Raw genomic sequence first — 17,727 nt, forward strand, 5'->3', positions numbered from 1 at the left:
GGTTGCCGGGGTAAAGGCTGATCCCGCACCCCCCACCTGGTTACCCCACGCCCGCCGCGGTTGCCCGTGCGCGCCCCCACCCGTGCATCCATGCGCCCCACCCGCGGAGACAGTGCTCCTCCCCGGCGCATGTGGGATGAAAAGGACGTGCTCAAAAAGCATTGGTCCCGGGCCGGACGGCGCGGAGTGGGCGAGGCGTAACCCCCGGTGACCGCTAGAGTTGAGTTCATCGTGGAAGAGACCATCGCGGGCCCTGAAGCTGCCCACATCCCGAAGCAGCGCGGCGAGTCACTCCTGGATGCCGCCGTCCGTTACGTCGAGGAGCGTCACTGGGACGTGTTCCCCGGCACCTGGCTGGAAGCCGTCGACGGGATGCACCGCTGTTCCTGCGGTCAGTCCGCGTGTCCCGTGCCCGGCGCGCACCCGGCACGCGACGACTGGGCGACGCAGGCGACCGGCAGTGCGACCGTCGCGCGCGGTCTGTGGTCCGAGCGGCCGACGGCGTCGATCCTGCTGCCCACCGGGCGCACGTTCGACGCGGTCGACGTTCCGGAGACCGCCGGGTTCCTCGCCCTCGCGCGCATGGAACGCATGGAACTGACGCTCGGTCCGGTGACGCTGACGCCGGCGCGGCGCATGCAGTTCTTCGTGCTGCCGGGCGCGTCCGCGAAGGTGCCGGACCTGCTGCGCAAGCTGGGCTGGCAGTCGGCCTCGCTCGACCTGGTCACGCTCGGCGAGGGCGCGTATGTGGCCGCGCCGCCCACGCGGTTCGGGTCGCGGGGGGCCGTGCAGTGGGTGCGGCGGCCCACGTCGGCGAATCGGTGGCTGCCGGACGCGGAGGAGCTGGTGTCGCCGTTGGCGTATGCGTGCGGGCGGGATCGGTAGCGGTTCGCCGTCGCGTCTGCCTGGTTCCGGTTCGTCGGCGGCCGCCGGGTTGCGGGTGGTTGCTCGGGCTGTTCCCCGAGCCCCTTACGGGGCCCCGCGCCGTAGGGTTCTCGCATGAACGAGGGAACAGTGACCGCTCCCGCCGCCGTACGCGTGCATGACCTGTGGAAGCGGTTCGGGGAACATGTTGCCGTCGCGGGGGTCGATCTCGAGTTGCCCGCCGGGCGGTTCATCGGGCTGGTCGGGCCCAACGGGGCCGGGAAGACCACCACGCTGTCCATGGTCACCGGGCTGCTCAGGCCCGACCGTGGCACCGTCGAGGTCGTCGGGCACGACGTGTGGCGCGACCCGGCCGAGGTGAAGGCCCGTATCGGAGTGCTGCCCGAAGGGCTGCGGCTCTTCGAGCGGCTGTCTGGGCGCGAACTCCTCGCCTACACCGGTCGGTTGCGCGGACTGCCCGGCGCCGAGGTCGACAAGCGGGCCGCCCAGCTCCTCGACGTCCTCGATCTGGCCGGGGCCCAGCACAAGCTCGTCGTCGACTACTCCACCGGGATGCGCAAGAAGATCGGCCTGGCCGCCGCGCTCCTGCACAACCCCGAAGTCCTCTTCCTCGACGAGCCGTTCGAGGGCGTCGACCCGGTCTCCGCGCAGACCATCCGCGGCGTCCTGGAGCGCTACACCGCCTCCGGCGCCACCGTCGTCTTCTCCTCCCACGTCATGGAGCTGGTCGAGTCGCTGTGCGACTGGGTGGCGGTCATGGCCGCGGGCCGCATCCGCGCGCACGGCCCGCTCGCCGACGTACGCGGCGACGCGCCCACCCTCCAGCAGGCGTTCCTGGAACTGGTCGGCGCGCACGGCCGCACCGCCGGCACCGACCTGGACTGGCTCGGCGGCGGCGCCCGGTGAGCGGCCTGTCCTCCGTCGTCGTACGGCTGAAGCTGTCCCTGCTGGGGAACGGGCTGCGGCGGTCCGCCGGGCGGCGCGCCGCGTACATCGCGTCCCTCGTCCTCGTCCTGCTCTTCGCCGCCACCCAGTTGCTGGGCCTGGTCCTCCTGCGCGGCAACGCGCACGCCGCCGCGGTCGCCGTGCTCGGCATCGAGGTGCTCGCGCTCGGCTGGGCCGTGATGCCGCTGTTCTTCCCCAGCGGCGACGAGACGCTCGACCCCACCCGTCTGGTGATGCTGCCGCTGCGGCCGGGTCCCCTGGTCCGGGCGCTGCTGGTGGCGTCCCTGGTCGGCATCGGGCCGCTGTTCACGCTCTGCATGGCGGTCGGCTCGGTGATCTCCGTGGCGCGCGGGGCGGCCGCGTACATCACCGCGGTCGCCGCCGTCGTCCTCACGCTGCTCAGCTGTGTCACCCTCGCCCGGGCCGTCGCCGCCGCCAACACCCGGCTGCTGACCAGCCGCAAGGGCCGCGACCTCGCCGTGCTGAGCGGCCTTGTCGTCGCCGTCGGCGCCCAGCTCGTCAACTTCGGTGCCCGGGAGCTGGGTTCGGCGGGGCTGTCACGGCTGGACCCGGTGGACGACGTCGTGCGCTGGGTGCCGCCCGCCTCCGCGATCGGCGCGGTGGACTCCGTGAGCAAGGGCTCGTACGGCGTCGGGGCCGCGCAACTGGCTCTGAGCGCGGCGGCGCTGGCGGGCCTGCTGGCCGTGTGGGCGCGCAGCCTGACAAAGCTGATGACCGCGCCGGACTCCTCCACCCTCCAGGCCGCCGAACCGGCCCCCCGGGAGCGGGACTCGCGGGGCCTGTCCCGGCTGCTGCCCGCGGGCCGCACCGGCACGGTGGCGGAGCGCAGCCTGCGCTATGTGTGGCGCGACCCGAAGACCAAGGCGGCCTGGGTGACGTCACTGGCCATCGGGCTGATCGTGCCCGTCTTCAACGCCCTTCAGGGGACCGGCTCGATCTACTTCGCCTGCTTCGCGGCCGGCATGCTCGGCATCCAGATGTACAACCAGTTCGGGCAGGACACCTCCGCGTTCTGGATGGTCGCGATGACCATCTCCTCCGCCCGCGACGCCCACGCCGAACTGCGCGGCCGGGCGCTGGCCCTGCTGCTGATCACCGTGCCGTACGCCACCCTCGTCACCGTCACCACGACCGCCCTGCTCGGTGCCTGGGACAGGTTGCCCGAGGCGCTCGGACTGTCCCTCGCGCTGCTCGGCGCGATGATGGCCACCGGTGCCTGGTGCTCGGCCCGCTTCCCGTACTCGATACCGCAGGAGGGCTACAAGAACGTGGTCCCCGGGCAGGCGGGGCTCGCCTGGATCTCCATCCTCGGCGGCATGGTGTCGGCTGCCCTGCTGTCCGCGCCCGTGATCGCGGCGACGATCTGGCTGAACGTCACCGCGGGCGGCGACGACTGGACCTGGCTGCTGCTGCCGGCGGGCGCCGCCTACGGCGCCCTGATCACCCTCCTCGGCCTCCGCCTCGCGGCCCCCCGCACGGCCCGCCGGCTGCCGGAGATCCTGGCGGCGGTCAGCAAGGGGTAGGTGCGCGGCCCGTAAGGCCGGGGAATCACCACGCAAGGATTTCCCTCAATCTTCCGTGAAGAAGATGTGGGCTGGGTCACGGTCGAGTTGAATGTGGGCGAGAGAGCGGACGAGCGTGCCGTATGGGCGGACGCGCAGGCTGCAGGGGGTTCGGGTGAGTGCTTCCTGGCGGAGGGGGACCACGGACGAGCCGGTTCCGGACGAGCCGCAGCGGGACGGTTCGGATCTTCTCGCCGCGCTCCTCGACGGGATGGACGCGGCCCTGTGCGCCTTCGACGCCGACGGGGTCGTGACGCACTGGAACCGGGAGGCCGAGCGGATCCTCGGCTGGTCGGCGGCCGAGGCGGTCGGGCGGCGCGGGTTCGCCGGGTGGGCCGTGCGCAGCGCCGACGCGGCCGAGGTCGAGGCGTGGCTGATGTCCGCGATGCAGGCCCCGGGACGGCAGGTGCACGAGTTCGCGCTGCTGACCAAGGACGGCGGGCGGGTGCTCGTACGGACCCAGTCCGCGGCGGTGCGGGGGCCCGACGGGAAGCCCGCCGGGGTGTACTGCGCGTTCAGCGAGGTGCACGCGCAGATCGACCTGGAGCGCTCGATCGCGCTCAGCGAGGCCCTGTTCGAGGACGCGAGCTGGGGTGTCGTGCTCGTCGACGCGGATCTGCGGCCCGCCGTCGTCAACGCCCACGCGGCCCGGGCGCTCGGCATCGGGCGTACGGCCGTGCTGGGACGGCCCCTCGGGGACCTGCTCGCACAGGGGGTCGAGGAGCTGGAGAGCGCGCTGACGCATGTGCTCGCCGAGGGGGCGCCGCCCGCCCCCGCCGAGATCTGGGTGGGCGTGCGGACCGCGGAGGGCGAGAAGCGGCGGTGCTGGCGGAGCGGGTTCCTGCGGCTGGCCTCACCGCTGGCGGAGGAGCCGGTTCCGCTGGGAGTCGGGTGGCTGTTCCAGGACGTCACCGAGACCAAGCAGAGCGAGCAGGAGGCGGCTCTGCTGCGCTTCCGCTCCAACCAACTGCACCGGGCGGCGCGGGCGGCCGCCGAGTGCGAGGACCCCGGCGAGGCGGCCACGGTCCATCTCGACTTCGCCCTCGCCGGGTTCGCCGACCACGCCCTGATCGACCGGGTGGCGGGCGGCTGGGTGGCGGACGGGGCGGGGCCGGTACGGCTGGTGCGGGCCGCCGAGACGCCGTCCGGTGCACCCGGGCCGAGCATGCTCACCGGGAAGGCGGGACTGCCGGTGCGGTACGACGAGGGGCATCCCGCCTTGCAGTGCGTGGAGCGCGCCGGGACCGTACGGGCCGACGCGGGCGCCGCCGACCCGGCCCAGGCGCGCGCGTGGGCGCTGGCCCGGCAGTGGCCCGCGGACGCGGTGCACGCCCTGTGCGCGGTGCTGCGCAGCCGGGGACGGACGCTGGGTGTGGTGACGTTTCTACGGGGTGCCGGGCGCAGCCGCTTCGAGCGGGTGGACGCGGTGTACGCGGAGGACGTGGCGGTACGGATCGCCGCGGCGCTGGACCTGTCCGACGTGGTGAAGGGGCGGGCCGCGCAGTAGGGCCGTGGGGCGCGGCTACGCCTGGCGGTAGAAGATCCGGTCGGCGTACTCCGCCAGAACCCGGGCGTTCCACTCATGACCGCCGTCGACGTTCCCCGACCGCAGCAGGGGCGGTTCGATGCCGCGCTCCGCGAGCACGCCGGCCGCCGTGGCCATGACCGCCTGCAGCAGGGCCGTGGTGACGACGGTGGAGGCGGGGGCGAAGGGCGCCGGGATGGTGTCCAGGGTGAGTTCCGCGTCCCCCACCGCGATCTTCGAGTCCAGGACGAGGTCGCAGTGGTCCTTGAGGTACGTGCCGGAGGCGTGCCGGGACCTGGTCTCCGCCGCGTACGCGACCGAGGTGACACCGATGACCTTGATGCCGCGCGCGCGGGCGGTCATCGCCATCTCCACGGGCAGCTCGTTGCGGCCGGACAGGGAGATGATCACCAGGAGGTCGCCGGAGCGCAGCGGGCTCGTGCCGAGGACCGCGCTCGCCAGGCCGCCGACCCGCTCCAGCGCGGAGCCCAGCGTCGTCGGCATGACGTCCACGCCGACGACTCCCGGCACCGCGAGCAGGTTCATCAGGGCGAGGCCGCCCGCGCGGTAGACCAGGTCCTGCGCGGCCAGCGAGGAGTGCCCGGCGCCGAAGGCGAACAGCCGGCCGCCCGCGACCACGGTGTCCGCGATCAGGGTGCCGGCCGCCGCGATCTCCTCCGCGTCCTCCTCCCGCACGCGCCGCAGCAGTCCGATCGCCGCGTCGAAGAACCGCTCCGCCGGCGTGCTTCCACCCTGCGGCTCCCCACCGCTCGGCCCTGCGCTCATCGGCGACGCCCCTTCGAAGTCGGCCCGTGTCGCGGATCACGTTGCGGTCTGGACCAGTGGCATGTCAATACGGCCGCCCAGGCACCCGGGGGGCGCGGGCGGGCCCGGGAACCGGCGCCCCCCAAGGCGTGCCGGGTGGCGTACCGACGCGCCCCGTAGCCCCGTGGTCCCTCGCCGCGCCCCGGTTGTCAGTGGGATGAGTCAGAATTGAATCCAGGGCCAGCGCACACGCCGGTGAGCAGTCGAGCCTCCGGCAGATCTCTTCGAGGGGCACGTATGTCCGGACTGATCGACACGACGGAGATGTATCTCCGCACCATCCTCGAGCTCGAGGAGGAAGGCGTGGTCCCCATGCGCGCCCGTATCGCCGAGCGGCTCGACCAGAGCGGCCCGACCGTGAGCCAGACGGTGGCGCGGATGGAGCGTGACGGCCTGGTGTCGGTCGCCGCCGACCGTCACCTGGAGCTCACGGACGAGGGCCGCCGCCTGGCCACCCGTGTGATGCGCAAGCACCGCCTCGCCGAGTGCCTCCTGGTCGACGTGATCGGGCTGGAGTGGGAGCAGGTGCACGCCGAGGCGTGTCGCTGGGAGCATGTGATGAGCGAGGCGGTCGAGCGCCGCGTCCTGGAGCTGCTGCGCCACCCCACCGAATCGCCGTACGGGAACCCGATCCCGGGCCTGGAGGAGCTCGGCGAGAAGGAGATGGCGGACCCGTTCCTGGACGAGGGCATGGTCTCGCTGGCCGACCTGGATCCGGGCACGGACGGCAAGACGGTCGTCGTGCGCCGTATCGGCGAGCCCATCCAGACGGACGCCCAGCTGATGTACACGTTGCGGCGGGCGGGTGTGCAGCCCGGCTCGGTGGTCAGCGTGACGGAGTCGGCGGGCGGTGTCCTGGTCGGCAGCGGCGGCGAGGCGGCCGAGTTGCAGGCGGACGTCGCGTCCCACGTGTTCGTGGCCAAGCCCTGAGGACCTGAGGGCCCTGCCAGGCCCTCTTGATCCCTCTCGGTCCTCTTCGTCCGCCCTGGTCCCGCCTGCGTCACAACTCCTGCGGCTCCCGGGACGGTTGTGATGATTTCGCGATCGTACTGCAATCAAGATTCAGTGAGCGGAATCGCAGCGCCCGGACGGTTCGCATGCAAGGCTGTCGCATGAGGCATATGACCTGAGGGTTCTTGGCCGGGCTTGACAGCGATGTCAACGGCCGGGAAGGGGAGGGAGGATGTGCCCCCGAACGCGACCCCGGACCCGGGGAGGGCCCCGGCGCCCATCGGCACCGGGGCCTGTCCTCCCCTGTTTCGACCCGGAGCCCCGAGCTCTCAGGGTCGTCCCCCTCGGACCGGTTTTCCCCGAGCGGTCCGCCTCCCGCAGAAGATCTCCCCGCGCAGAGGGCGGCCAATCCTCGAGGGAGGTCACTCGAAGGTGGGGTGTTGTGGCCGAAAACGGTGCTTTCGAATAGCCATTCGATAGCGTGGGCGGTGACGATCTCGCCGGGCCGGGCGCTGTACCAACCGACGCGACCGTCACACAGCGAGCACCAGGCATCAGCGCCCGGCGGCGACACCCGGCGCCGGCGACGACCGCCGACACCAGCAGGAGCAGCACGACAGCGAAAGTACGACCAGTACGACAAAGCGCGCGGACCGACCGCCCGACGCGGAAGCGAGCGGTCCCGGCCGAGCAGGGGGGTGCCAGGACGATGCGTCGCATCGACGTGACCGGAGCGGGCGGCGTACGCCTCGCCGCATGGGAGTTCGCCGACCCGCCCAAGACCGGCGACGGCGAACAGGCGCCGGGCGTGCTGTTACTGCACGGCCTCATGGGCCGCGCCTCGCACTGGGCACCCACCGCCCGCCGGCTGGCCGAACGGCACCGCGTCGTCGCCCTCGACCAGCGCGGCCACGGCCGGAGCGACAAGCCCGCCGACGGCTACACCCGCGAGGCCTACATCGACGACGCCGAAGCCGCCCTCGAACAGCTCGGCCTCGCCCCGGCCGTCCTCATCGGCCACGCCATGGGCGCCCTGACCGCCTGGCAGCTCGCCGCCAAACGCCCCGACCTGGTGCGTGCCCTGGTCATCTGCGACATGCGGGCGTCCGCACTCGGCGCGGCCTCCCAGCGCGAATGGGAGACCTGGTTCAAGTCCTGGCCCCTCCCCTTCGCCACACTCGCCGACGTCCGCAAGTGGTTCGGCGAGGACGATCCCTGGGCCGAGCGCCCGAACCGCGCCCGCGGCGAGTTCTACGCCGAGGTGATGACCGAGTCCCCGGACGGCTGGCGCCCCGTCTTCGACCCCGAGCACATGCTCAGATCCCGGGAGACCTGGGTGTACGACGCGCACTGGGAGGAGCTGGCGCAGGTGCGCTGCCCCACCCTGGTCGTCCGCGGCCTGGACGGCGAACTGGGCCGCGCGGAGGCCCAGGAAATGGTCCGCGTCCTCCCCCACGGCCAGTACGCGGAGGTCCCCGACGCCGGACACTTCCTCCACTACGACCAGCCGGAGGCCTGGCGAGCGGCGATCGAGCCGTTCCTGGACGGCGTACCGGCTCCGTGAGCGCCGCCACCCCTCACCGGCCGCCTGCCTGATTGCGCTGCCAGCCCCTAGGGGCCGACGGCAGCCGTCCTGGGCCCGGCGGCCAGCCGCAGGCCGACCTCCACCAGGGTCCAGCCGAGACGGATACGGAGGTCCCGGGGGCGCCGGGCCGCCGCGGCGAGGCGGTACGCGTCGGCTCCGGCACGCAGTTCGGCAGCGCGGACTCGGTGCAGGGCGAGATGGGTCTCGGGGTGCATCGGGCTGTGGCCTCTCAATCCGTCGTGAGGGGGAACGCACGTGTCTGGATGCGCACCTGAGCGGTGTCCGCCTCGCCCTCGTCGCCGACCCGGTCCCGGTAGGTGGCGACGAGCGCGTGCATCTTCTCGACGAGCTCCCGGGTGAGCTCCGGCGTCAGCCGTAGCGTCACGCTGCTCATGTCCCAGGTGCGGTTCCACTCTTCGGGCCATGCGTGGCGATTGCCGAGCCAGGTCGACAGGTCGCGGGTCTGGGCGGTCGCGACCTCATGGAGGTACGTGTCCGCGGCCCCGCGTACGTCCGGGTTGGCGTCCGTGAGCAGGGCGTCGTCGAAGCGCAGGCCCCGGTGGACCGCCTTCCACCACCGCTCCCGCCCCTTGCCCCGCTCGGGAGCGTCCTCGATGAAGCCATGGGCGGCGAGCTGTCGCAGGTGGTAGCTGGTTGCACCGCTCGACTCACCCAGCTTCTCGGCAAGTTGGGACGCGGTGGCCGGACCGCCGAAGCGCAGGGCGTCCAGCAGCTGGATGCGCAGCGGGTGTGCGAGCCCACGCAGGGAGCGGGCGTCGAGACTGCGGACCTGCGGGTCCTGGGGCTCGTTCATGGATACAAAGGTAGCGTTGCAAAGAAAACGTTGCAACCATTCCTTTGCAGGCCCTGGGCTCAGGTGAAGATCGAGGCATGGGACGATGACCGGCATGCCGGGCACGCCCGTCGTCGACATCTCGAAAAACCTGTTGATTGGGTTGCGATCGCTTCCTAGGGTGTGAGGTACACGGAAAGGAGGTGGTTCGGCAGATGTATGACATCCGGACGCGTGAGGTGGCTGCGGGCTAGTGGCCCGCCGTCGTACTCGGTTCGGCGCCGGACCAGCGCGTGTGAGATGCGCGCAGCCGGCCTAATCCAACGCAGTCACCCGGCCCGCGGGCTCGCCGGTACGTCCGGCCGGCTCCTTCGTCTTTCGGCGGAGGACCTGAGCTCGCGGGCCGTCTGCGTTTTCGGGCGCCGGGGTCAGGGGCTGAGGCGCTCCACCCGCCAGGTGCCGTCCGGTTCCGCGACGTAGCGGAGGCGGTCGTGAAGGCGGTTCTCGCGGCCCTGCCAGAACTCGACCGCCGACGGCGCGATGCGGAAGCCGCCCCAGTGCGGGGGGACCGGGACCTGGGCGCCCTCGGGGTAGCGGGCGGTGAGCTCCTGGTACGTGGCGTCGAGTTCGGCGCGGGAGTAGATGACCGAGGACTGGGCGCTGGCCCAGGCGCCGAGCTGGGAACCGTGGGGGCGGGTGCGGAAGTAGGCCGCGGTTTCGTCGCGGCCGGTGCGGCGGGCGGTGCCGGTGACGATCACCTGACGGGCCATGGGGTGCCAGGGGAAGAGCAGGGACACGTAGGGGTTGGCGGCGAGGTCTCGGGCCTTGCGGGAGTCGTAGTTGGTGTAGAAGACGAAGCCCTGTTCGTCGTACTGCTTCATCAGGACGGTGCGGGAGCTGGGGCGTCCCTCGGCGTCGGCGGTGGAGACGATCATCGCGTTCGGCTCGTAGAGCATTCCGGCGATGGCGGCCTGGGCGGCCTGTTTGAACCAGCGGGCGAACTGGTCCATGGGGTGGGGGGCGAGCGAGGACTCGTCGAGACCTTCGGCGCGGTAGTGGGCTCGCATTTCGGCGGGGTTGGCGGACAGCTCCTCGGCGGGACCTTCGGCCGCGTGTTCGACAATGGGTTCGATCACCGGGTCCGTGGTGGATTTGGCGGCCGGGTGCACGGGGGGCTGGGCTGCGGGTTCATCCGGGTAGCGGTCGGTCACGCCGTCATCTTGCCGTACGCGCCCGGAGCCCTCGGCGGCTTGTGGACAGTGGGCACGGTGAGGGTGGGCTTCGTCACTGTGTGGCACTGAGTGCCGCTTGCTCTCCCCAACGGTGGCACTCGGGGATATCGTGCTGGTGCCGTTCCGGTTGGGTGACCGCCGACCGATCGGGGCATCAACCGGGGTGACCGTTTCGGACCGCGGATTTTCGAGAACGACCGCTACAGACCGTGGAGCCGGGGCGGCGCACCCCTTTCCGCCGTACACATCACGAGGAGCCGCCTGATGTCCGATTTCGTACCCGGACTCGAGGGAGTCGTCGCGTTCGAGACGGAGATCGCCGAGCCGGACAAGGAGGGCGGTGCCCTGCGCTACCGGGGCGTCGACATCGAGGACCTGGTCGGCCATGTCTCCTTCGGGAACGTGTGGGGCCTGCTCGTGGACGGCGCCTTCAACCCCGGACTGCCGCCCGCCGAGCCGTTCCCGATCCCGGTGCACTCCGGTGACATCCGGGTGGATGTGCAGTCCGCGCTGGCCATGCTCGCCCCCGTGTGGGGCCTGAAACCGCTGCTGGACATCGACGTGGAGCAGGCCCGCGACGACCTGGCCCGGGCCGCGGTCATGGCGCTGTCGTACGTCGCCCAGTCGGCGCGCGGCCAGGGGCTGCCGATGGTCCCGCAGCGGGACATCGACAAGGCGCAGTCCATCGTGGAGCGGTTCATGATCCGCTGGCGGGGCGAGCCGGACCCGAAGCACGTCGCGGCCGTCGACGCGTACTGGACGTCGGCGGCCGAGCACGGCATGAACGCCTCCACCTTCACCGCGCGGGTGATCGCCTCCACGGGCGCGGACGTGGCCGCGGCGCTGTCCGGCGCCGTGGGTGCCATGTCGGGGCCGCTGCACGGCGGCGCGCCCTCCCGCGTCCTCGGCATGATCGAGGAGATCGAGCGCACCGGTGACGCGGAGGCCTATGTGAAGGGGGCCCTGGACCGGGGCGAGCGGCTGATGGGCTTCGGCCACCGGGTGTACCGGGCCGAGGACCCGCGGGCGCGCGTGCTGCGCCGCACCGCCCGTGAGCTGGGCGCGCCGCGGTTCGAGATCGCGGAGGCGCTGGAGAAGGCGGCGCTGGAGGAGCTGCACAACCGCCGTCCGGACCGGGTGCTCGCCACGAACGTGGAGTTCTGGGCGGCGATCGTGCTCGACTTCGCCGAGGTCCCGGCGCACATGTTCACGTCGATGTTCACGTGTGCCCGTACGGCCGGCTGGTCGGCGCACATCCTGGAGCAGAAGCGCACGGGCCGCCTGGTGCGCCCGTCGGCCCGCTATGTGGGTCCCGGGCCGCGCAGCCCGCAGGAGATCGAGGGCTACGCGGACATCGCGCACTGACGACCAGGAGGGCGCTGGGCTGTCCTCAGCCCAGCGCCTCGTCCAGCAGTGCCGCCCACTGCGCCACGACCCGTTCGCGGCGGGCGGCGTCGTCGGTGAGGAGGTTGGCGAGACCCAGGCCGCGGGCCATGTCCAGCAGGCCCTGGACCGTCTCCCGGACGCCCGGCCTGCTCTCGTCGGCGTCGAGCAGGTCGACGGCGATGCGGTGGGTCTCGCGGCCGACGCGGGCCTCCAGCTCGGTCACCCGGGGGCGCAGCTGCTCCTCGTTGGAGGCGGCGACCCACAGGTGCAGGGCGGCGCGGAACAGCGGCCCGGTGTAGAGGTCGACGAGGGCCGCGACCACCGCGCGCCGGTCGGCGGCCCCGTGCGGGAACAGGACCCTCAGCGCGGTGGAGCGCTCCTCGGCGACGTACTCGACGGCCGCCGTGAACAGGTCCTCCCGGGTCGGGAAGTGGTGCTGGGCGGCGCCCCGGGAGACACCGGCGCGTTCGGCGACGACCGAGACGGTGGAACCGGCCCAGCCGTGGTCGGCGAGGCAGGCCACGGCGGCCTGGAGGAGCCGTTGCCGGGTGGCCCGGCTGCGGTCCTGCTTGGGGACGCGGTCCTGCTTGGGGACGCGCTCGCGTTCTGCTGTGCTCACACCACCCATGAGGGGTCCCGTCGTTCCAGGAAGGCCGTCATCCCCTCGCGGGCCTGCGGGGAGGAGAACAGCCGGGCCGAGAGCGCGGTCAGGTCGGCCGCGTCCCGGTCGAAGGTCTGAAGCACAGTAGCGGTGAGGAGTCGTTTGGTCTCCGCCAGGGCCCGGGGTGCGGCCCGCCGCAATCCGTCGAGCACGGGTTCGAGCACCTGGTCGACGTCGTCGCCGGTGGCGGTGAGCAGGCCGGTGCGGACGGCTTCGAAGGCGTCGAAGCGTTCTCCGGTGAGGTAGTGCCGGGCGAGGGCACGGGGGTCGGTGCGGGGCAGCACGGTCAGGGAGATCACGGCGGGTGCCACCCCGATGCGTACCTCGGTGAAGGCGAAGGTGGCCGCGGTGGACGCGACGGCGATGTCGCAGGCGCCCAGCAGGCCGAGACCGCCTGCCCGTACGTGTCCGGTCACCCGGGCGACGACGGGTTTGGGGAGCTCGATGATCTGCCGGAGCAGCTCGACGAGCGCATCGGGGTGCGGTGGGTCGCGCAGGTCGGCGCCCGCGCAGAAGGTGGTGCCGGTGTGGGTGAGGACGACGGCGCGGACGTCGCGGTCCTTGCCGCAGGCGGTGAGCGCGTCGGCCAGGCCGCCGACGAGGGCGGCCGACAGGGCGTTGCGGTTGGCGGGCGAGTCGAGGGTGAGGGTGGTGATGCCGCGATGGTGGGCGGTGCGGACGAGGTCGGTCATGCGCGCTCCCTGAGCTGCCGGCGGAGGATCTTCCCGGAAGCGGCGCGCGGCACGGCGTCGATGAAGGTGACGTTGCGGACGCGTTTGTAGGGGGCGACGCGTTCGGCGACGTACATCATGACCTCGCCCTCGGAGAGGTCGTCGGCGCCCGGCCGGCGGACGACGAAGGCGTGGGGCACCTCGTTGTGGTCATCATTGTAGACGCCGATCACGGCGGCGTCGGCGATCTTCGGGTGGGTGAGGAGGAGGGCTTCGAGCTCGGCGGGGGCCACCTGGAAGCCCTTGTACTTGATGAGTTCCTTCACGCGGTCGACGACGAACAGCCAGCCGTCCGCGTCGACGTACCCGATGTCCCCGGTGTGCAGCCAGCCGTCCCGGTCGATCATGGCGTCGGTGGCCTCGGGGCGGCCGAGGTAGCCCTTCATCACCTGGGGGCCGCGGAAGGCGATCTCACCGGCCTCGCCGACGCCGAGGTCCTTGTCGGGGTCGTCGAGGGACAGGATGCGCATCTCGGTACCGGGGACCAGTTTGCCCACCGTGCCGGGGGGTGCGTCCCGGGCGTCCAGGGGCACCACGTGTGTGCACGGGGACAGCTCGGTCATGCCGTATCCCTGGCCGATGGGTGGCAGGCCGAGGCGTTCGGCGCAGGCCACCGCCAGCTTGGCGTCCAGGGGTGCCGCGGCGCTGATGATGTACTTCAGGGACGACAGGTCGTACTGGGCGACGATCGGGTGCTTGGCCAGGGCCAGCACGATCGGCGGGGCCACGTACAGGCCGGTGATCCGGTGGTTCTGGATGGCCGCGAGAAAGGTGTCCAGGTCGAAGCGCGGCAGTACGACGACGGTGGCGCCCTGCCGCAGGGGCGCGTTCAGGAGGGCCGTCATGCCGTAGATGTGGAAGAAGGGCAGCACGGCGAGGATGCGCTCATCGGGGCCCGTCCCGATGAGCGGCCGTATCTGCGCGAGGTTGGTGGCGATCTGCCGGTGGGTGAGCATGACGCCCTTGGGGATGCCGGTCGTCCCGGACGAGTACGGGAGCACGGCGACGTCCCGCACCGGGTCGATGACGACCTGGGGTTCCGGCGCGGTGGAGGCCAGCATGTCGATCAGCGACCGGTGGCCCGGCGCGCTGTCGCAGAGGAGGATCTCCTCGACGCCGCTCGAGAGTTCGGCGGCGCGGCGGGCCGTCTGGAGGAGCGGTGACACGGTGATGATCCAGCGGGCCGCCGAGTCCCGCAGCTGCTTGGCGAACTCCTCCGCCGTGGCCTGCGGGTGCACGGTCGTGACGGAGGCACCCGCGCGCGTGGCCGCGTAGAACGCGAGCGGGAAGGCGATCGTGTTCGGGCTGTGCAGCGCGAGCACGTCGCCCTTGCGCACCCCCGCCTCGGCGAGCGCCGCCGCGATCCGCCGGTGGAAACGGTCCAGTTGTTCGTAGGTGAGGGTGGTGCCGTCGGTGCCGTCGATCAGGGCGGGCAGCTCGCCGAACTCGGCCGCCTGGCCCAGCACGGCGTCGTGGATGGGGAGTTCGACGGGCGGGACGTCTGCGTACTCGCTGCGGAACACTGTTCCTCCTCGCGCCGGCGCGCCGGGTGTCAGTACGACTTGGGCAGGCCCAGACTCTGGTGGGAGACGTAGTTGAGAATCATCTCCCGGCTCACCGGTGCGATACGAGACACGCGCGCGACCGTGATGAGGGAGGCGAGCCCGAACTCCCGGGTCAGGCCGTTGCCGCCGAGGGTGTGCACGGCCTGGTCCACGGCCTTCACACAGGCCTCCCCGGCCGCGTACTTCGCCATGTTGGCAGCCTCGCCCGCACCCGTGTCGTCCCCCGAGTCGTACAGGAAGGCGGCCTTCTGCATCATCAGGCGGGCCAGTTCGAGGTCGATGTGCGCCTGCGCCAGGGGGTGCGCGACGGCCTGGTGGGCGCCGATGGGCTGCTGCCAGACGGTACGGTCGCGCGCGTACTCCACGGCACGGGAGACGGCGTAGCGGCCGAGGCCGATCGCGAAGGCCGCCGTCATGATCCGCTCCGGGTTCAGCCCGGCGAACAGCTGGAGCAGGCCCGCGTCCTCGTCGCCGACGAGCGCGTCGGCGGGCAGCCGTACGTCGTCCAGGGTCAGCTCGAACTGCTTCTCCCTGCCGGTGAGTTCCATGTCGATCTGCCGCCGCTCGAAGCCGGGGGTGTCCCGGGGGACGATGAACAGGCAGGGCTTGAGCCTTCCGGTGCGGGCGTCTTCGGTGCGGCCGACGATGAGGGTGGCGTCCGCGATGTCGACGCCGGAGATGAAGACCTTGCGGCCGTTCAGGACCCAGTCGTCGCCGTCGCGGCGGGCGGTGGTGGTGATGCGGTGGGAGTTGGAGCCGGCGTCGGGTTCGGTGATGCCGAAGGCCATGATGCGGGTGCCTTCGGCGAGGCCCGGCAGCCATTGTTCTTTTTGGGTACTGGTACCGAAGCGGGCTATGACCGTGCCGCAGATGGCTGGTGAGACGACCAGCATGAGCAGGGGGCAGCCGGCTGCGCCGAGTTCTTCGAGGACGATGGAGAGGTCGGCTATGCCGCCGCCTCCGCCGCCGTACTCCTCGGGGAGGTTGACGCCGAGGTAGCCGAGCTTGGCGGCTTCCGACCAGAGTTCGCGGGGGTCGTGGTGGCGGCCGTGCCGGCTGCCCAGGGCCGTGACGGCCGAGCGGAGGGTCTTTTGTTCGTCGGATTCGATGAGGGGGCTCATTGTCGTCTCCCGGGTGCGGGTCCGATGTGGTTGATCGCGCTCACGCGGCGGTAGCCGCATATCGATACAGCCCCGCGCCCCTGAAGGGCGCGTCCCTACTCGGTGGTTTGCACCACTGCCAGCAATGCTCCGACCTCCACCTGCCGGCCGGGGCTTGCGTGCAGGGCCGTGACCGTTCCCGTGGCCGGGGCTGTGACCTTGTGCTCCATCTTCATCGCCTCCAGCCAGAGCAGAGGCTCCCCGGCCCGGACCGCCGCCCCCACCGTCAGCCCCTCCGCGACCCGTACGACCGTCCCGGGCATCGGGGCCAGCAGGGAACCCGGGGTGTGGTCTGCCGCGGGTTCGCGGAAGCGGGGCACGGCCGTCAGGGCCGTCGAGCCGACGTGCACCTCGTCGCCGTACCGGGCCACCGGGAACCTGCGCCGCACGCCGTCCACCTCGAGGATCACCAGGTGCGCGTCCGCGTGCACCACCCGCACCCCGTCCGCCGCGAGGCCGCCGCGCGTGTGCCGGTAGCGGACCTCGTGCTCCGCGCCCGCCATGAGGTACCGCTTGGTCTGCGGCTGCGACGGAAGGTTCCGCCAGCCGCCGAACCGTGAGCGGCGGTGGGCGTCCGCGAGGGCGGCGGCCAGGGGGGCGTACGGGTCCGCGGCGGGCGCCGTCAGGTGCGGCAGGTGGCGGTCGTAGAAGCCGGTGTCCATCCGGGCCGCCGTGAACTCCTCGTGGCGCAGGGAGCGGACCAGCAGGTCCCGGTTGGTCATCGGGCCGTGGATGTCGGCGCGTTCCAGGGCGCCCGCCAGTCGGCGGATCGCCTCCGCGCGTGTGGGGGCGTGGGCGACGGCCTTGGCGAGCATGGGGTCGTAGTGGACGCCGATGGTGTCGCCGTCCGTGTATCCGGTGTCGAGGCGTACGCCGGGTACGGAGAGGCGGTGCAGCGTGCCGGTCTGCGGGGCCCAGTCGTGGGCCGGGTCCTCCGCGTACAGGCGGGCCTCGATCGCGTGCCCACGCGCGCGTGGCGGCTCGTCGTCCAGTGCCGTGCCCTCTGCCACCCGGATCTGCAGGGCCACCAGGTCGATCCCGAACACCGCCTCGGTGACCGGGTGTTCCACCTGGAGGCGGGTGTTCATCTCCAGGAAGTGCGCACTGTCCCCCGCCACCAGGAACTCGACCGTGCCCGCGCCCACGTAGTCGACGGCACGGGCGGCCCGTACGGCCATCGACCGCAGGGACTCCTCCAGCTCCGGGGTCAGTCCGGGTGCGGGCGCCTCCTCGATCACCTTCTGGTGGCGGCGCTGGAGGGAGCAGTCCCGGGTGCCGAGCGCCCACACCGTGCCGTGGGTGTCGGCGAGGATCTGCACCTCGACATGGCGGCCACCCTCGACGTACGGCTCGACGAACACCTCGTCGTCGCCGAAGGCGCCCCGCGCCTCCGCACGCGCGGCCGTCAGTTCGGCGTCCAGGTCGGCGAGGTGCCGTACGATCCGCATGCCGCGTCCGCCGCCGCCCGCCGCAGCCTTGACCAGGACCGGGAGGTCGGCCTCCGTCACGGAGGTGAGCGGCTCCAGGCCCATCAGCTTCTTCGCGCGCGTCTTGGACGCCATCGCCTCGATCGCCTCCGGTGGCGGCCCGATCCAGACCAGGCCCGCGTCGCGTACCGCGCGTGCGAAGTCGGCGTTCTCGGAGAGGAAGCCGTAGCCGGGGTGCACGGCGTCGGCGCCGGACGCGAGGGCGGCCTTCACGATCAGGTCGCCGCGCAGGTAGGTGTCGGCTGGCGCCGCCCCGGGCAGTCGTACCGCCGCGTCGGCCACGCGTGCGTGGAGCGCGTTCTCGTCGGCGTCCGAGTGCACGGCGACCGTGCGGATGCCCAGGTCGTGGCAGGTTCGGAAGACACGGCAGGCGATCTCACCGCGGTTGGCCACCAGAACGGAGGTGATCACGG

The 17,727-nt window shown here is 72.1% G+C and carries 16 protein-coding genes; 7 read left to right on the top strand and 9 right to left on the bottom strand.

Annotation, left to right across the window (positions count from 1 at the left end; translation table 11 throughout):
- Window positions 1-231: 231 nt before the first annotated feature.
- The 4 genes from ACFYZJ_RS25980 to ACFYZJ_RS25995 all read left to right on the top strand — a co-directional run bounded on the left by ACFYZJ_RS25980 (window position 232) and on the right by ACFYZJ_RS25995 (window position 4,920).
- Window positions 232-885, top strand: coding sequence for a bifunctional DNA primase/polymerase (locus ACFYZJ_RS25980; protein ID WP_388572113.1), 654 nt, complete (start codon window positions 232-234; stop codon window positions 883-885).
- A gap of 114 nt (window positions 886-999) precedes the next feature.
- On the top strand, window positions 1,000-1,791 hold the full coding sequence (locus ACFYZJ_RS25985; protein ID WP_388571742.1) for an ABC transporter ATP-binding protein: 792 nt from the start codon (window positions 1,000-1,002) through the stop codon (window positions 1,789-1,791).
- A complete protein-coding gene (locus ACFYZJ_RS25990) occupies window positions 1,788-3,374 on the top strand; it encodes a transporter (RefSeq protein WP_388571743.1) in 1,587 nt (528 codons plus the stop codon). The genes ACFYZJ_RS25985 and ACFYZJ_RS25990 overlap by 4 nt, the downstream gene beginning before the upstream one ends.
- A gap of 154 nt (window positions 3,375-3,528) precedes the next feature.
- A complete protein-coding gene (locus ACFYZJ_RS25995; RefSeq protein ID WP_388571745.1) occupies window positions 3,529-4,920 on the top strand; it encodes a PAS domain-containing protein in 1,392 nt (463 codons plus the stop codon).
- 15 nt (window positions 4,921-4,935) lie between these two features.
- On the opposite strand, the gene ACFYZJ_RS26000 is transcribed toward ACFYZJ_RS25995, so the two are convergent.
- Window positions 4,936-5,724, bottom strand: coding sequence for an SIS domain-containing protein (locus tag ACFYZJ_RS26000; RefSeq protein WP_388571746.1), 789 nt, complete (start codon window positions 5,722-5,724; stop codon window positions 4,936-4,938).
- 276 nt (window positions 5,725-6,000) lie between these two features.
- Between ACFYZJ_RS26000 and ACFYZJ_RS26005 the strand changes: the two genes are divergently transcribed.
- A complete protein-coding gene (locus tag ACFYZJ_RS26005; RefSeq protein WP_263230582.1) occupies window positions 6,001-6,693 on the top strand; it encodes a metal-dependent transcriptional regulator in 693 nt (230 codons plus the stop codon).
- A 730-nt stretch (window positions 6,694-7,423) separates the two neighbouring features.
- Window positions 7,424-8,278: an alpha/beta fold hydrolase gene (locus ACFYZJ_RS26010; protein WP_388571747.1), complete on the top strand. Its 855-nt coding sequence runs from the start codon at window positions 7,424-7,426 to the stop codon at window positions 8,276-8,278.
- A 47-nt stretch (window positions 8,279-8,325) separates the two neighbouring features.
- Here ACFYZJ_RS26010 and ACFYZJ_RS26015 read toward each other — a convergent pair whose 3' ends face one another.
- From ACFYZJ_RS26015 to pdxH, 3 genes are all read right to left on the bottom strand, one after another.
- Window positions 8,326-8,514, bottom strand: coding sequence for a hypothetical protein (locus ACFYZJ_RS26015; RefSeq protein WP_388571748.1), 189 nt, complete (start codon window positions 8,512-8,514; stop codon window positions 8,326-8,328).
- Window positions 8,515-8,528: 14 nt separating this feature from the next.
- On the bottom strand, window positions 8,529-9,113 hold the full coding sequence (locus tag ACFYZJ_RS26020; RefSeq protein WP_388571750.1) for an ArsR/SmtB family transcription factor: 585 nt from the start codon (window positions 9,111-9,113) through the stop codon (window positions 8,529-8,531).
- 407 nt (window positions 9,114-9,520) lie between these two features.
- Window positions 9,521-10,159, bottom strand: a complete 639-nt coding sequence (gene pdxH / locus ACFYZJ_RS26025) for a pyridoxamine 5'-phosphate oxidase (RefSeq protein WP_388572114.1) — start codon at window positions 10,157-10,159, stop codon at window positions 9,521-9,523.
- Between the two features lie 429 nt (window positions 10,160-10,588).
- Here pdxH and ACFYZJ_RS26030 point away from each other — a divergent pair, with 429 nt between their 5' ends.
- Complete coding sequence (locus tag ACFYZJ_RS26030) at window positions 10,589-11,689, top strand: citrate synthase 2 (RefSeq protein ID WP_388571752.1); 1,101 nt, start codon at window positions 10,589-10,591, stop codon at window positions 11,687-11,689.
- A gap of 25 nt (window positions 11,690-11,714) precedes the next feature.
- Here ACFYZJ_RS26030 and ACFYZJ_RS26035 read toward each other — a convergent pair whose 3' ends face one another.
- The 5 genes from ACFYZJ_RS26035 to ACFYZJ_RS26055 form a co-directional block, all read right to left on the bottom strand.
- Entirely contained in the window at window positions 11,715-12,338 is a 624-nt protein-coding gene (locus ACFYZJ_RS26035) for a TetR/AcrR family transcriptional regulator (protein ID WP_388571753.1), read from the bottom strand.
- Window positions 12,326-13,063 carry an enoyl-CoA hydratase family protein gene (locus tag ACFYZJ_RS26040; RefSeq protein WP_388571755.1) on the bottom strand — a complete coding sequence of 246 codons (738 nt, stop codon included), beginning with the start codon at window positions 13,061-13,063 and terminating at the stop codon, window positions 12,326-12,328. The genes ACFYZJ_RS26035 and ACFYZJ_RS26040 overlap by 13 nt, the downstream gene beginning before the upstream one ends.
- Window positions 13,060-14,625, bottom strand: a complete 1,566-nt coding sequence (locus ACFYZJ_RS26045) for a 4-coumarate--CoA ligase family protein (protein WP_388571757.1) — start codon at window positions 14,623-14,625, stop codon at window positions 13,060-13,062. Before ACFYZJ_RS26045 ends, ACFYZJ_RS26040 begins: the two co-directional genes overlap by 4 nt.
- A gap of 29 nt (window positions 14,626-14,654) precedes the next feature.
- On the bottom strand, window positions 14,655-15,788 hold the full coding sequence (locus ACFYZJ_RS26050) for an acyl-CoA dehydrogenase family protein (RefSeq protein ID WP_388571759.1): 1,134 nt from the start codon (window positions 15,786-15,788) through the stop codon (window positions 14,655-14,657).
- A gap of 95 nt (window positions 15,789-15,883) precedes the next feature.
- The gene (locus ACFYZJ_RS26055) at window positions 15,884-17,725 is read right to left on the bottom strand and encodes a biotin carboxylase N-terminal domain-containing protein (RefSeq protein ID WP_388572115.1); all 1,842 of its coding nucleotides are present in this window, start codon (window positions 17,723-17,725) and stop codon (window positions 15,884-15,886) included.
- Between the last annotated feature and the right edge of the window lie 2 nt (window positions 17,726-17,727).

Source organism: Streptomyces sp. NPDC001848, from assembly GCF_042891915.1.
GTDB lineage: Bacteria > Actinomycetota > Actinomycetes > Streptomycetales > Streptomycetaceae > Streptomyces.

Excerpts from the sequence above, each read along its gene's own strand:
- ACFYZJ_RS26040 (WP_388571755.1), bottom strand. The coding sequence starts at position 13,063 with ATGACCGACCTCGTCCGCACCGCCCACCATCGCGGCATCACCACCCTC.
- ACFYZJ_RS26020 (WP_388571750.1), bottom strand. The coding sequence starts at position 9,113 with ATGAACGAGCCCCAGGACCCGCAGGTCCGCAGTCTCGACGCCCGCTCC.
- ACFYZJ_RS26005 (WP_263230582.1), top strand. The coding sequence starts at position 6,001 with ATGTCCGGACTGATCGACACGACGGAGATGTATCTCCGCACCATCCTC.
- ACFYZJ_RS26000 (WP_388571746.1), bottom strand. The coding sequence starts at position 5,724 with ATGAGCGCAGGGCCGAGCGGTGGGGAGCCGCAGGGTGGAAGCACGCCG.
- ACFYZJ_RS26015 (WP_388571748.1), bottom strand. The coding sequence starts at position 8,514 with ATGCACCCCGAGACCCATCTCGCCCTGCACCGAGTCCGCGCTGCCGAA.
- ACFYZJ_RS26050 (WP_388571759.1), bottom strand. The coding sequence starts at position 15,788 with ATGAGCCCCCTCATCGAATCCGACGAACAAAAGACCCTCCGCTCGGCC.
- pdxH (WP_388572114.1), bottom strand. The coding sequence starts at position 10,159 with ATGCGAGCCCACTACCGCGCCGAAGGTCTCGACGAGTCCTCGCTCGCC.
- ACFYZJ_RS25985 (WP_388571742.1), top strand. The coding sequence starts at position 1,000 with ATGAACGAGGGAACAGTGACCGCTCCCGCCGCCGTACGCGTGCATGAC.
- ACFYZJ_RS26010 (WP_388571747.1), top strand. The coding sequence starts at position 7,424 with ATGCGTCGCATCGACGTGACCGGAGCGGGCGGCGTACGCCTCGCCGCA.
- ACFYZJ_RS26030 (WP_388571752.1), top strand. The coding sequence starts at position 10,589 with ATGTCCGATTTCGTACCCGGACTCGAGGGAGTCGTCGCGTTCGAGACG.
- ACFYZJ_RS26035 (WP_388571753.1), bottom strand. The coding sequence starts at position 12,338 with ATGGGTGGTGTGAGCACAGCAGAACGCGAGCGCGTCCCCAAGCAGGAC.